Below are 15357 nucleotides of genomic sequence, written 5' to 3' on the forward strand. Positions count from 1 at the left end.
TAAGGAATGAATGTTTCGATCAAATAATAATTTATGCTATACTGTGGTTCGTATTAAGTTTGAACATAAATTCACAATCTAAAAGATAGTGGTGATTCAATGAGCCATATTCTAATCATAGACTTCGCTTGTACGGATACCGCTTTAACGGTCATGGCTTATTTACGCAAATCTATTTATCGCATGTTTGCTTGTAACCCGCACTTATCCATAACGAAAATAATCCAAGCCAAATAAGGAAACAGTGAATTTGATGCCGGTTCGCTTGCTTCTTAAAGATTAGAACTTTTCACTTTCCAGTTTTATAAGAAGTAAAAATAAAAAATAAAAGGAGAGTTAAGATAATTAAAGAAAACCATTCTATAGATTGTTTAAATATTAAACTATAAAACACATCAATAATTTCTAAGATGATTACTATACATATAAATATTCCCCAACGATCCTTTTTCATTAATATACACCGTCCTAATTTACAATTAATCACATTATATAACTTTACAGAATAGTTTACTGGCTTCGGCATATCTATTTCTTCTATTTCTCATGGTGTGAATCCGCTATAAAAAAGATGTTCCTCTTCAATTTGCTGAATTTGCTTTGGGGAATCGTCCTGGGATAGGGCAAGAACTTCCGCCCGGTAATGTTTAGGAGAGGAGCCCTTTAGCTTTTTGAACATTTTTGAGAATAGCAAAGCATCGCTATAGCCTACGGACCGGGAAATGTCAGCGATTGAAAGTTCCGCGTTTCCCATGATCTCACATGCTCTATTGATTCTATAGCGAATCAAATAATCCTGGATGCTTATATGCATCCGCTGATTGAATAGCGAGCATAAATAGCTTCTATTGAGTCCGATAAATTGGGCAATGTCCGAAATGGTTATTTTTTCAGGATAATTCATCTCGATAAAATCCTTTACCTTTTCAACGTAAATCTCGGCACGGGTTTCTTTTAATTCAGGGGATGTAGCCGGACTGAACTCCACGAGCAGCGATAACAATAAATAAAGCAGCCCCGTCAGTCTGGTTTCCCGGGCTTTACGGAATCCCCGCGACTCGTTCATCAACTGCAAGTACTGGTAAATCATATCATCTCTGTCGTAGCGGAAGATAGGGGAATCCTTTGTCAGCCCTGCTTGCTTGAGGAGCAGTTCCGCCGATGTCCCGTTAAACCCAACCCAGCAATAGGACCAAGGATTTGCTGTATCAGCTTGATAATAAGTGAATACATCGGGAAAAATTAAAAACCCCTGTCCCTTCCGCAACCGGTATTTAATTCCACCCACTTCAAAGAATCCTTCCCCGCTCAAAACATAATGGAGTAAATAGTGACTCCTCACAGCTGGCCCAAAAAAATGACCCGGTATACAATCCTCAATGCCGAATTGGTTGAGTTGTAATTCTGTATGCTGTTTACTACGTGGCAGATACTCAATCATAATAAATCTCCTTAATATAAAATATCTAGTATCATAACATATTTAGTGAGTACCATGCCATGTACTCTATATCTGAGTTTAATATATTATTTCTATAGAACTGCCTGTTCTAATGCATGGACTTATCAAGTATTAAACCATGTAGACAGTATTTACTGGAAGGAAGGGATATTTTGTTATGGGCATAATCGTACAAGAGCAAGCAGGGCTATTTCATCTGCAGTCGTCCGGCATGAGCTACATTTTACAGATAGTAGATGGTCACCCTGTACATGTATATTGGGGGAGCAGACTGAAACACCGGGAACCCATGTCCGATCTGCTAATTGCTACCCCGAAGAAGGCTGGAATAGACCGGTTGCCGCAAGAATACCCGCAATATGGGAGCGGGGACTTCCGGAATCCGGCGTACCAGGTTGAACTTGAGGATGGAACACGCATCACTGAGCTGAAATATGAAGGTTACCGGATGACTAAGGGAAAGCCTGCCCTAGCCGGGCTACCGGCCGTTTATACCGAGGAAGAAACGGAAGCAGATACGCTGGAACTGGACTTAACTGATACTTATTCAGGGCTTAAAGTTGTGCTTAGTTATAGCATCTTCGCAGATCGTGACGTCATCATTCGCTCGGCCCGGCTGAGTAATGAGGGGGACACAAAGTTGCGGCTTCGGCGTGCCCTGAGTGCCAGTGTCGATTTTCCGGGCAAACGCGATTTTGAGATAACGTATCTTTCAGGTGCCTGGGCCCGGGAAGGTAATATTACCCGCAAAGCGCTTCATCAAGGGGAGACCCGCATCGACAGTAAAAGAGGCATGAGCGGCCATCAATTCAACCCCTTTGCCGCGTTGGTCACTCCGGAAACGACGGAGCATCACGGTGAGGCTTTCGGTTTTAGCCTTGTCTATAGCGGTGGCTTTGAAGCAGATGCGGAAGTGGACTCGTTTGGCTCTACGCGGTTTAGCATCGGGATAAATTCCTTTGATTTTGCGTGGTTGCTCAGTCCAGGGGAGTGCTTCCAGACCCCGGAAACAGTTATGGTTTACTCTGGGCAAGGACTGGGAGACATGTCCCGCACGTATCACCGTTTGTATCGGACCAGGCTTTGCCGGGGGGAATATCGCGACGAAGAACGTCCTGTTCTAGTCAACAACTGGGAAGCTACCTACTTTGACTTTAATAGCGATAAGCTGGTATCGATAGCGGAAGAGGGAGCCAAGCTGGGGATCGAGCTGTTTGTTTTGGATGACGGCTGGTTCGGGAAAAGGGATTCTGACAATTCGTCGCTTGGTGATTGGTACGAGGATCGCCGGAAGCTCCCAGGTGGTCTTCAGGAGGTTGCGGAACGCATCAATAAGCTTGGCCTAAAATTCGGGCTCTGGGTTGAGCCTGAGATGATCTCGCCGGACAGTGTGCTGTACCGGGAGCATCCAGACTGGTGCCTTCATGTTCCGGGGCGGAGACGCAGTGAAGCAAGATGGCAGCTAGTGCTGGATTATACCCGCAAAGAAGTGCGCGATTATATCTATGACTCGCTGTCCGCTATTTTTTCCAGTGTGCCGGTCTCTTATGTGAAGTGGGATATGAACCGCTGCTTAACAGAAATAGGTTCGGCTGATCTGCCGCCGGAACGTCAATCCGAGACTGCCCATCGTTATGTTCTGGGATTGTACGAGCTGTTAGAGCGCATTACTACCGCATTCCCGCATATTCTTTTCGAGAGTTGCTCCAGCGGAGGCGGCCGGTTTGATCCAGGCATGCTTTATTACATGCCGCAAACCTGGACCAGTGATAATACTGACGCCGTGGAACGGCTGAAGATTCAATACGGCACCAGCCTGGTTTACCCCGTAAGCGCAATCGGAGCACATGTGTCGGCCGTGCCGAACCATCAAGTTGGCAGGGTGACACCCCTTGATTTCCGGGGCGATGTCGCGATGTCTGGAAACTTTGGTTATGAGCTTGATCTTACGAAATTCTCTGAAGAGGACAAAGAGACGGTCAAACGCCAAATCGTAACCTACAAGGAGATTCGCGGATTAGTACAGAGGGGTGATTTGTACCGTTTGAAGAGCCCTTTCGAAGGAAATGAGTCTGCTTGGATGTTTGTTTCCGAGAATAAAGAGGAGGCGCTGGTCTACTATTTTCAAGTGATGGCCGTGCCAAACGCGCCCCAGAGATTTTTGCGTCTAGCCGGACTTCATCCTGAACTTGCATACGAGATTCAGCCGGGATACAGCGGAGAACAGTCTATCCTTGGGGGAGATAGGTTAATGCAGTTGGGACTGTCCCTTCCCTATGAACAAAAGGATCATGAAAGCGGATGGTTCCGTGTCCGAGCTGTAAGTCCTGACAAAGCTTGATGTAAAGGCGCTTTCACTATCCGAAAGAGTAACAATACATCAAATAAATCTCTGCCCCTTTTTGTGTGAAAAGGGGCATTTTGCGTGCAGTGGCCGTATTGGCCCGGGAGGATGATTCTATGAATTTTATCCGAATGATGAATGACATGAAAATGAAGAAGAAACTGGCGCTTACATTCATTTCAGCAGCTGTTCTTCCGTTAGTGTTATCCAGCTTGTTTTTGACCGGGAAGCTTCGGGAGATTGTCATTAATGACGCCTCTTCGCAGGTATCTGACAATGTGGAGCGCGTCAGAAAACGTACGGAAGAGCTGATTAAGGTACCGCTGGACATTTCCTACCGGTTAACCATTGATAACCGGATGAAGAGGGTGGCCGCCAAAAAATATGAAAGTTACACAGAGGTTATTCAGGCATACCGGGAATATACGGATATTCGCGACTACATCCAATTGTACAAGGAGATATCGGGCATTCGCGTATATGTCGTTAATCCGGAAGCACTCAACAACTGGGAATTTATCCAGCCGGACACTACCATTACAGCTGAAGCTTGGTACAAGGAGGCCATAGACCAGAAAGGACTTGCCGGTTGGAACCTAATCAAGGATGAACGTAACGATACCGAGCAGCTTAGTCTCATACGTTCATTCCCTGTGGATTCAATAGAGCAAAAAGGTGTTCTGGTCATTAATGTAGATAAACAGCAATTAAGTTCGATTCTGGACCAGGAGTCGTTCACTACGCTTATCGTGGATAACCGGAATCGGGTCGTCGGATCCAACGAAGCGGAGTTTTTCGGGAAGAACCTGTCAGAAATTGATGGGGAAGAAAAGATTCTTTCGCGTCAGGAAGGAAGTTATAACACGGTTGTGGGCGGCAAAGCTTCCAAAGTGGTTATCGCAAATCTCAATCCGGAGAATAGCTGGAATGGACTTCGGATCATTTCTGTTTTTTCCGTTTCCGAGATTACCCGTGATGCCAATCAAGTGATCCGGCTCGGCGTAGTTGTGATAACGGTCAGCCTGGTGTTTGCAGTATTACTAATCTATGCTTCGGCTTCGCTATTATCCGGAAGGCTGCTTCGCCTAAGCAAACATATGTCCAAAGTGGGACTGGGATCTTGGGAAACGTATCTCCATATTGACGGTAAAGATGAAGTTGGCTTGTTGTCCAAGCAATTTAATGCGCTCGTTAGAAGCGTGCATGATCTGGTCCAAGAAGTCCAAGAAACGAATCATCAGAAAAATCTTGTAGAGCAAAGACAAAACGAAATTAAGTTCAAAATGCTGGCAAGCCAGATTAATCCGCATTTTCTCTTCAACTCTTTAGAATCCATACGAATGGAGGCTCACATTCGCAAGCAGGATGATATTGCAGAGGCCGTGTGGCTTCTGAGCACGCTATTGCGCAGCAGTCTGGAGGCTGGTAACGGCAACATTCCGCTTCGGGAAGAACTTGAGCGTGTGCGCTGTTATCTGGGTATGCAAAAGTTCCGCTATGAAGACCGGTTGAAATATAGCTTGACGGTTGATCCTGATTTGGAGGAGATGCCCATCCCTCCGTTGATTATTCAGCCTTTAGTGGAAAATTCCATCGTTCATGGTCTTGATAACCGCGAAGAAGGAGCTGTCATTAAAGTTGAAGTGAAGAGAATCCCGAAGGGAGTTCGAGTTAAGGTATGGGACAACGGCGCAGGCTTCCCGGCAGAACGTCTCGCTAGTATTCGGGCGGAACTTGCCGTATCCGTACATGAACAGGAGAGCAAGCGGATCGGTATTAGAAATGTAAACGATCGGCTCGTCATGCTGTACGGGGCATCCAGTGCCTTGTGTATCGAAAGCGAGCCCGGGAAAGGTACTTACATCACGTTTTTCATTCCTGGAGGTGCATCCAATGATTAAGGTAGTGATCGTGGACGATGAACCGAAGCTTCGGCAAGGACTTCGAACGCTAATTCCGTGGGAGAGTCTCGGTTTTACAGTTATAGCTACAGCAGGCAATGGTAAAGAAGCATTGAAAATCATCGAGGAAGAAAGCCCTGAGGTCGTACTTGCAGATATCCGTATGCCCGTTATGGACGGCTTACAATTGATTCAGCACTTGAGAACGGCCGGTAAACATTTGCATGTTATTATTCTCAGCGGATATGCCGATTTCGAGTACGCCAAACAAGCGATCAAGTATGGGGTCGCTGGTTATCTCCTTAAACCAGTAAACATCAGCGAAATGTCGGCTAGCTTGAAACTGGTTCGCGAGCAGATCGAAAAGGAATCCCTTTCGAACGAAGGGCGTCAGACAGAGGTTGTGAACCGGGATTTGTATCTGCAGAGTCTACTCGTTCCTCAGGAGAAGACGGGAGATCCGGCAAAGCTGAGAAGTAAGACAAAACAAGCGGATTTGTTGTGGGGCAGTTACGAAGTAGCGGTCATCTATCCGCGGGTTTCCGATGCGGAGCGTTCTGAAGAATTAAACCGGCTTTCGGTTGGACTGAAACAAGGGATAGAGGGACGGAGTAGGGGGATTGTGACCTTTATCTCCCCCTATGTCATTCTACTGCTCAACGTGCCGCTGCACGGAAGACAACGGCGCGATAATCTGTACGGTGAGATTCGGAGCATCGCAGGCGATACCCGATTCGCCGCTGCAACCGGGGGGGCTGTTACCGAACCGGAACATATTAGCAGCTCTTATTTAAAAGCCCAGGAAGCGGTAAAACAAGCTTTTTTCAGCACTAAGGATAGTCTTCTGGAGCCGGATATTTCTTATTTGTCTTCGCCGGTATTGTCTCGGCTGCCCGATGACAACTATGAAGAGAGGATAGAGGATTTAATATTCCGCTTGTATTATTGCCTGGATGCAGGAAACAAGACAATGGTACTGCAGCTGTTAAACGAGGCTGCAGCATTTTTTCTCAAGCAGGGACAAGATGAGAAGTCTGTTAAACAATCCTTCTTTTTTCTTTCCAACGCGATCATTCATAAACTGGCCGCTGCCTCCCGGATCGAACTAAAGGAAACAGAGACAGTCTCACGATTTTTAAACGGGATATACCAGCATGATCATCTGCAGGATCTCTTGGAAGAGATCCACTGTTTCTTGTCAGAGTTTGCAGAGGACTTCGAGCCTAAAGGCAAGGATCAGGAAATTAAGAAAATGCTCGACTTCATTCAGAGACATTATGGAGAAGACATAAGGCTGTCATCGCTTGCCGGACTGCTAAACTATAGCACCCCTTATTTAGGACAGCTGTTCAGGAACGTAACCGGGGAGTACTTTAACACTTATCTGGACAAGGTCCGCATCCAAAAAGCAAAAGAGCTGCTGGGCCAAGGAATGAAGGTATACGAAGTGGCCGAACATGTCGGTTACACGAATGTTAATTACTTTCACAGCAAATTCAAAAAATACGAGGGCCGTTCTCCGTCGGATTATAAAAATCCATAATTAGTGGATGATTTTCCCCGAAATTCTTAGTATGGGCCATGCCTCCCTTCTGATTTATTATGGATTCAAGAGAGGGGAGGAACTATGAAAACGATAACAGTAAATGCGGAAAACGCATACAAAAAGAGAAAAAAGAGTGCCTGGAAGGAGTTTAAAAATCAGAAGTATCTGTACTACATGTCTATACCCTTCGTTCTTTGGGTCTTTGTGTTCCAGTATTTACCCTTATGGGGCTGGACCATGGCCTTCCAGAAATATAAACCTGGATTAAGTTTTTTTGAACAGAAATGGGTGGGCTTGGAGCATTTCCGCACCTTGTTCAGGGATGACCACTTCTACCAAGTGCTGCGTAACACGCTGGCTATGAGTTTTATGGGATTGATCGCCGGTTTCATCGTACCGGTCGTCTTTGCTCTGCTCCTAAATGAGGTCCGTGTTCAGGCTTTGAAACGGTTTGTCCAGACCGTATCTTATCTTCCACACTTTGTTTCCTGGGTGGTTGCTGCAGGGATCGTCGCAAAAATGCTCTCGACGGACGGCGGAGTAGTGAATGATATCCTCCTTGGCCTGAACCTCATTGACCAGCCGATTCAGTTTATGGCAAAAGGTCACTTATTTTGGGGGATTGTAACCGGTGCGGATATTTGGAAGGAAACAGGCTGGAACGCCATTATTTACTTGGCTGCTATATCCGGTATTGGGCCTGAATTGTATGAAGCTGCACGGGTGGACGGCGCGAGCCGATTGAGACAAATATGGCATATTACGTTGCCGGGTATCCGGCCGACAATGATCGTCCTTTTGATTATGTCCATTGGTCATCTGCTAGGCACAGGCTTTGAGAAACAATTTCTGCTAGGGAATCACCTGGTCATTGATTACTCTGAAGTGCTTGATTTGTATGCGCTTAATTATGGTCTGGCTATGGGACGATACTCCTTCGGAACGGCTATCAATATCTTCAATTCGTTGATAAGCCTAATCCTATTGTTTGCGGCTAACGGAATTTTTAAGCGCTTTACAAATGAAAGTATTATGTAAGGAGGAAGGGTGACATGGGGGTTGTTAATAGCAATGCGCCGGTCGGCCGGGTAAAACAGAGCCTTCAGGCGAAAGCGCCACAAGATCGGATTCTTGAAGTAATCGTTTATCTTTCAATGATTGTCGTAACCATTCTGACGATCTATCCATTCTTAAACGTACTGGCCATATCCTTTAACGATTCAGTAGATACCGTTAGAGGAGGAATCACCATCTGGCCAAGGCAATTCACGTTGGATAACTATAGCCTGATTTTCACTTATGGAAGCCTGATTACCGGGTTCAAAATTTCCTTACTGCGGACCGTCATTGGTACCATAGCAGGCTTGATCAGCGGTTCTATGCTGGCTTACACGCTTGCGAGGAGTGATTTTCAGGCGAGAAGATTTATTTCGATTTTTCTTGCTGTCACTATGTATGTCACCGGGGGCTTGATTCCGGGTTTTATCCTGATGAGGGATCTGCACTTGATTGATACGTTTGCTGTCTACATTCTGCCAGGTCTTGTAAGTGCATTTAATGTCTTCGTTATCCGTTCCTTTATAGACGGTCTGCCTTATGCGCTGCAAGAATCAGCTAAGCTGGACGGCGCCAATGATTTCACTATATACTGGCGCGTTATTCTTCCTCTTTGCAAACCCGCATTAGCTACTGTGGCTCTGTTCTTGGCGGTGGGGCAATGGAATTCATGGTTCGATACTTATCTTTTTAACGGGTCTAACGAAGCTTTGACAACTCTGCAATATGAGCTAATGAAAATTTTGCAAAGTACTACAACAAGTGCAAACAATTCTCAAGATGCCGCTAATATGGCTGAGCGCATGTCACAAATTTCGCCGGAATCCGTTAAAATGGCAATCACTATTATTGTTACGGTGCCGATTCTTATCGTTTATCCTTTTTTGCAAAAATACTTTGTCAAAGGGATGACGCTCGGCGCAGTAAAGAGTTAAAACGATCCAAATTATTAACTAATTCATTATTTTGGGGGGAGCTTCATGAAGATGGAAAAAAAACGGATGGTCATGTCTTCCATACTGGCGCTGACTTTAGCGTCGACACTTGGAGGTTGTAGTGGAAATAACAATTCGGCTGCCGGAGAGGGAAACAATGCAGAAGGAGGGTCTACGTCCGGGACAAATTCGAAGCCGATTACGCTTACTTATTTTTCGGAGGACTCCAGCACGAACTGGAATAACATGAAGGATGAAGTCGGTAAGATTATTGCTGAAAAAACCGGTGTAACCCTGGATGCCGAGTTTGCCGTCGGTGACCCGGTACAAAAGATTTCACTGATTGCCGCGACAGGCAACTATCCTGATTTGATAGCGGCAAAGGCGGATGTCGGCAAACTTGTCGACGCTGGTGCTATTCTCGATCTTACAGATTTGATTGAGGAGCATGCTCCTAACATCAAAAAAATGCTGGGAGACAAGATTGTCCGCACAAAGTACAATTTGGACGATCAAGCGATTTATGCTATTCCAACCTGGTCCTCCGTTGATGAGAAGAAAATTAAAGCCGACGGGGGCTTTGAACTCCAACACCGTGTCGTCAAGGAGGCTGGATATCCTGAAATACGTACGGTAAAGGATTTCGAAAAAGTTATCCAGGATTATATCACCAAGCATCCGAAGGACGAAAACGGCAACAAAAATATCGGGCTTTCGCTGAATGGGGACGACTGGCATATGTACCAGGTCACCAACTCGGGATTCCAGACAACCGGAGGACCGGATGACGGCGAATATTACATTGATCAAGAAACGCATCAGGCAACTTATCATTTCCGCCGTCCGGAAGAGAAAGAATATTTTCGCTGGTTGAACCACATGAACGACATCGGGCTGCTTGATCCGGAAAGCTTCGTGCAAAAGACCGACCAGTTTAAGGCTAAAGTGGCTTCGGGCCGTGTTCTCGGCTTGGCTGATCCGGAATGGGATTATGGTGACGCACAGAATGCGCTAAAGTCTGCAGGGAAATTCGATCAGACTTACGGTCATTATCCGGTTACGATGAGTAATGAGTACAAGGATACCAGTTTCTGGTCTGCCGGTTTTGACGGAGGTTACGGAATCTCGATTTCCAGCAAGTGTAAGGACCCGGTACGTGCGATTCAGTTCCTAGACTTTCTGGCATCAGAAGAGGGACAAATCCTGAATAACTGGGGTATTGAAGGAAAGCATTACACGGTTGAAGCTGGCAAACGGGTGGTTATTCCGGCTGTACAGAAACGGATGGACACAGACAATGCGAGTTTCCAAAAAGAATCCGGTGTTGGACTTTACTGGAACATGATGGTTCATTACGGGGATGGAGTTAAGGATTCAACCGGTAACTATTTCACACGTAATTATCCGGAAATGTTGACCACAACTTATAGCGAACCTGAAAAGGAAACTCTAAAGGCTTACAAGGCGGAGCATTGGAAAGATCTTTTCCCAAAGGAAGAGGAATTCCAGCCAAGAGCTTACGGTGCAGCTTACACCATGCCGCTGGCTAACGATGATCCTGCTGTTATACTAGGAGCTAAAATGAAGGATATTACTTGGAAACGCATTCCGGAAGCGGTTATGTCCAAGCCGGGGGAATTCGATAAGATTTGGGACGCCTATATGGCAGACCTGGATAAGGCTGGAGTTAAAGAAATGGAAGAAGCCTATACCAAGCATATCCAAGACCGGATTAAGCTGTGGTCCACTAACTAATTCATTTTAATAAATCGGGACGTTTTCACAGATAGGAGTATCAATCAATGAACAAACGTATTAATCCGGCACCCTGCAATGATAAAGCGAGTAATGAGGTAAAGGCCGTTCTTCGTTATTTAAGCGAACTGTCCGGCAAGGGGATGATTACCGGGCAGCATACACAAACCACCGTACAGAAGGAACTGCGATATATCGAAGAGGTGACCGGCAAACTCCCTGCCTTATGCGGCTTCGAGCTTCTCGCGTATTCCCCTAACATCAACTACGGCGATGCCAGTGAAGCTTGTTTAATAGAGGTAGAGGAAAATAAAAATACGTTAGACAATGCATGGGACTGGGCGCTATACATGCGGGGGCTAATTACATTTACCTGGCACTGGTTCTCACCGTTCGGCAGCCGGGACAAAGGATTCTATAGTGAGCACACCACTTTTGATGCCTCCCGGGCAATTATAGGAGGAACGGAAGAGCACAAGAGGCTAATTGCCGACATGGATCATATGGCAGAATTGCTTAAACCTTTTTGCGAGAAATCTATCCCGATTTTGTGGCGTCCATTCCACGAATCTGAAGGTGACTGGTTCTGGTGGGGAGCCAAAGGGCCGGAAGTTGCCAAACAGCTGTATCGTATGATGTATGAGCGGTATACGGTTTATCATGGCTTGAACAACTTAATATGGGTCTGGAATTCCCCTAATCCGGAAGGCTATGTCGGCGACGACGTCTGCGATGTGATCTCACTGGATGTGTATCCTCCAAAGCATACCCATACTGACTTAGATAAAGAATACATGGAGCTGACGGCAATTACACCGGCCAATAAGCTCACAGCACTGGGGGAGATCGGTGTGGTCCCGAGCCTCCCTATGCTGTCTGAGACACGTATTCCGTGGGTTTGGTATATGACATGGTCCAATGATTTCGGCGCTTCCGAGGAATGGACAACGAAAGAGGAGCTTCGGCGTGCTTATGACCATCCCTATGCAGTTACTTTAGACAAGCTGCCCCGACTTTATTAAGGGAAATGAAAAATTGTCCAACCCATTCTACTAGGGACAAGCTTGCGATAGAGGAATCTGTGAAGTACACTTTCTGTATCCAGTAAAAAAGGAAGTGTTAAACAATGAATGCAGAGATGGTCATGCAGGAGCTTGAGGCGCTCGGCAAGGAACGAACCAAGAAAATATACAGCTCGAATGGCGCGCAGGAACCGCTTTTTGGCGTGGCCACCGGAGCTATGAAGCCTATCTTTAAGAAAACCAAAATAAATCAGCCGCTGGCTGAGCAGCTATACGCGACAGGGAATTACGACGCCATGTATTTTGCCGGCATTATTGCCGACCCCAATGCAATGACAGAAGCCGATTATGACCGGTGGATGGATGCGGCTTATTTTTATATGTTGTCTGATTTTGTAGTTGCAGTAACTTTGGCAGAAGCGGATATTGCGCAAGAGGTTGCCGATAAATGGATCGCGAGCGGTGAGGAGCTGAGAATGTCAGGGGGCTGGAACTGTTACTGCTGGCTGCTCGGCAACCGGCCGGACGATGAATTTTCCGAAAGCAAAATTGCCGGTATGCTTGAGCTTGTGAAAAAAACGATTCATGAATCGCCGGAACGCACCAAATACGCGATGAACAACTTTTTATACACCGTGGCGGTATCCTATCTGCCGCTTCATGATCAGGTGTGTGAGACCGCAAGGGCCGTAGGCCCGGTAGAAGTCAATAAGGATAAGGCCAAAAGCAAATTTATTTACGCTTATGAAAATATTCAACAGGCAGTCGGCAAAGGCCGGGTTGGATTTAAACGTAAGCATGTAAGATGCTGACCGTTGACAAAACTTAAACCGTTCCGGGACAAAGCAGTATCCTTAAAACAATAGAACGTTAAAAAGCGACTTGTCTGCGGATGAGTTGCTTTTTTTGTTCAGCATTGTTCACAAAAAAGCGGCCAAAGCGGCCGCCTCAATATGCTCACGATATTATTGTTTAGGAATGGCCGTTCAATCGACGTGTCCGCGGCACATGCTGCCTGAACCATCTTGTTCTCCGGCTATTTCAGTGAGACGGGTAGCTTAATCCCATGCAGCTTACCGCCGGATTGAATAAGCAGCATGCCGCCGGTCTTCAGCAGGGAGCCGAATTCACGTGATCCGGTATGGACGGTGAATACGGGTTTTGAGCTTATATGGTCATAGGCATGCAGAAGTCCGTGGACTGTCCGACATAAACCCCCTTGCTTGAAAAAAAGCTTATTTTTCAAATATTAAAATATTCATATATATGTACAGAAACTTTAAATACATATATACTTGAGTCAGCTAAAATGAAGCTCTTGAGATCATTTTTGAAAAAAGAAATATAATCTTGTCTTCATATTAATTATTAAGATAGGAGGCAAGTTTGTTTGAGCACTGTGAGCATCCTTGTACAGACATATTTGGGGATTGAAAAACGTTATGCAGAACTTATTAACAAATATTCGGGATTAACTTTTCTTGAAGGTTCAACTGCAGTTGTTGAAGGAGGAGCTTATTCTTGGAGTCCCTTAAGTGCAGATGCAGTATCCATCCGAGAGCGCCTATATGCTGATTACATAGACTTAATTGAAATGGCACGAGAGACCCTGCAAAGTAAGGATAGTCCTTATTTTATAACGTATGAAGAGAGTATAGCAGTAACACTAGCTTATTTCGCTCAAGAAGATTTAGTGTTTGCCTCATCGCTGGAAGAAGTTTATAAGATTGTAAAAAGAGAATTAGATCTTCAACGTTCTATCATCTGCTCCATGATGTATGATAGCTGATTTTATTTTATCGGATACAAAAAATGAACCAGCGCGCACGGGTTGCATCCGTGCGCGCTGGTTATTTATATTCTACCCTACACAAATACCTCAGTCCACTCTGCTGCCTGTTCTCTAGCCAGAATGGTAAATTGCTTGGTCAGAAGATTCGCTGCAAGCTTTGCCTCACTAGCTTGATGTTTCCACGTGATTTCCAGCTCATGACTGCTTTTCTCTTGAATGGCAATATCGCCACTGAAGGCAGGGCAGCTGTTTCTGAATTTCAGCAACTGGAACAACTTTTGAACAACGGGGCGTTTGGTCTCAACTTCAATTTCCTCTTTGGTATAATAGTGCCGGTTAATATTGCGTCCTTCCTTCGTGCTCTCCAGCAGTTCAATATCATTCTCTCCGGCCAGCAAGCCTACATAATAGATTTGCGGGATACCCGGTGCAAAACACTGAAGAGCCCTCGCCAGCAGATAGGCCTGATCGTCGTTTCCGAGTGCAGAATAATAAGTGCAATTAATCTGATAAATATCGAGATTGTTGTATGCTTCCGTACTGTAAATTTTCTTAACATTGGCGCCTTGGCTGTAGAGATGTTCACGGGTCATTTCCGCTTCCTCATCCGATAATAAGTCCTTCACATCAACGACTCCGATACCGTCATGAGTATCCAGGGTGGTGAATTGTTTGCGCGGACAAATCTGCAGCCAGTGGGCCAGACGATGGACATTCCCGCTGAACAGCGCATGCAGCACAAGCATCGGGAGCGCAAAATCGTAGACATAATAACCCTGCTCGGCAATCTTCAGCTGAATGCTGTAATGCTCGTGAATTTCCGGCAGCACGGTGATACCGGTTGGATTTACAATATCTTCGGAATACTTGAGCATTTCCCAGATCTCCGGCTCTACAAAAAAGCAGTTCGTTCCAATCTTTTTGTTAGCATAAGCAAAAGCATCTAAGCGGATAATTGAGGCTCCCTTTCCGGCGAGAAAAGTCAGATTGTCCCGGACAAACTTCTTCGTGGTTTCTGTTGTCACATCCAGATCAATTTGCTGCTCATCAAAGGTACACCAGACTTTCTCCGTAGTGCCGTCTTTAAATGTGACTTCAACGTACGGAGCACGGGGCTTGCGTTTATAGATCAGATCGACATCCGCATCTGTGGGTTCGCCGCCGGGCCAGAAGTCCTTATAGCGGATGAACAGATCAGCATATTCCGAATCCTCCTTTTTATCCAGAAAATCCCGGAAATAAGGCGACTGTCTGGAAATGTGATTGATCATAAAGTCGTACATCATATAGAATTTCCCGCTCATCTCTTCAACCTCAGACCATGATCCAAAGGCTTCATCCACTTGGGTATAATCCATGGGTGCAAATCCGCGGTCGCCGGACGAAGGATAGAAGGGCAGTAAATGGACCCCGCCGACCACTCCTTTCAAATGCTCGTCTAATATTTCATTCAATTCTTGTAAATTGCGTCCCAAGCTATCGGCATAGGTGATCAGCATAGCTTCATTTTTGATTTGCATAATAAAATGTTCCTCTCTGCCCTG

General features: G+C 45.7%; 11 protein-coding genes. 9 read left to right on the forward strand and 2 right to left on the reverse strand.

Annotated elements, in window-relative coordinates; translation table 11 throughout:
* Positions 1–544: 544 nt before the first annotated feature.
* Positions 545–1441 carry an AraC family transcriptional regulator gene (locus tag NST07_RS07730; protein WP_341377703.1) on the reverse strand — a complete coding sequence of 299 codons (897 nt, stop codon included), beginning with the start codon at positions 1439–1441 and terminating at the stop codon, positions 545–547.
* 178 nt (positions 1442–1619) lie between these two features.
* Between NST07_RS07730 and NST07_RS07735 the strand changes: the two genes are divergently transcribed.
* The 9 genes from NST07_RS07735 to NST07_RS07775 all read left to right on the forward strand — a co-directional run bounded on the left by NST07_RS07735 (position 1620) and on the right by NST07_RS07775 (position 13810).
* On the forward strand, positions 1620–3803 hold the full coding sequence (locus tag NST07_RS07735; RefSeq protein WP_341377704.1) for an alpha-galactosidase: 2184 nt from the start codon (positions 1620–1622) through the stop codon (positions 3801–3803).
* A 119-nt stretch (positions 3804–3922) separates the two neighbouring features.
* Positions 3923–5707 carry a sensor histidine kinase gene (locus NST07_RS07740; RefSeq protein ID WP_341090893.1) on the forward strand — a complete coding sequence of 595 codons (1785 nt, stop codon included), beginning with the start codon at positions 3923–3925 and terminating at the stop codon, positions 5705–5707.
* Positions 5700–7250, forward strand: a complete 1551-nt coding sequence (locus tag NST07_RS07745) for a response regulator transcription factor (RefSeq protein WP_342481328.1) — start codon at positions 5700–5702, stop codon at positions 7248–7250. Before NST07_RS07740 ends, NST07_RS07745 begins: the two co-directional genes overlap by 8 nt.
* 84 nt (positions 7251–7334) lie before the next feature.
* Positions 7335–8291 carry a sugar ABC transporter permease gene (locus tag NST07_RS07750; protein ID WP_341090896.1) on the forward strand — a complete coding sequence of 319 codons (957 nt, stop codon included), beginning with the start codon at positions 7335–7337 and terminating at the stop codon, positions 8289–8291.
* Positions 8292–8305: 14 nt separating this feature from the next.
* Positions 8306–9244, forward strand: coding sequence for a carbohydrate ABC transporter permease (locus NST07_RS07755; protein WP_341090897.1), 939 nt, complete (start codon positions 8306–8308; stop codon positions 9242–9244).
* A gap of 45 nt (positions 9245–9289) precedes the next feature.
* Positions 9290–10999: an extracellular solute-binding protein gene (locus tag NST07_RS07760; RefSeq protein ID WP_342481329.1), complete on the forward strand. Its 1710-nt coding sequence runs from the start codon at positions 9290–9292 to the stop codon at positions 10997–10999.
* A 47-nt stretch (positions 11000–11046) separates the two neighbouring features.
* Positions 11047–12021 (forward strand): glycosyl hydrolase, encoded by a 975-nt coding sequence (locus tag NST07_RS07765; protein WP_341377708.1) that lies wholly within the window; start codon positions 11047–11049, stop codon positions 12019–12021.
* A 104-nt stretch (positions 12022–12125) separates the two neighbouring features.
* The gene (locus NST07_RS07770; RefSeq protein ID WP_341090900.1) at positions 12126–12833 is read left to right on the forward strand and encodes a DNA alkylation repair protein; all 708 of its coding nucleotides are present in this window, start codon (positions 12126–12128) and stop codon (positions 12831–12833) included.
* A gap of 578 nt (positions 12834–13411) precedes the next feature.
* Positions 13412–13810, forward strand: coding sequence for a hypothetical protein (locus NST07_RS07775; RefSeq protein ID WP_341090906.1), 399 nt, complete (start codon positions 13412–13414; stop codon positions 13808–13810).
* Positions 13811–13887: 77 nt separating this feature from the next.
* Here NST07_RS07775 and gtfA read toward each other — a convergent pair whose 3' ends face one another.
* The gene (gene gtfA, locus NST07_RS07780; protein WP_341090908.1) at positions 13888–15333 is read right to left on the reverse strand and encodes a sucrose phosphorylase; all 1446 of its coding nucleotides are present in this window, start codon (positions 15331–15333) and stop codon (positions 13888–13890) included.
* Positions 15334–15357: the final 24 nt, after the last annotated feature.

Source organism: Paenibacillus sp. FSL L8-0340, assembly GCF_038593145.1.
Taxonomy (GTDB): Bacteria; Bacillota; Bacilli; order Paenibacillales; family Paenibacillaceae; genus Paenibacillus_AQ.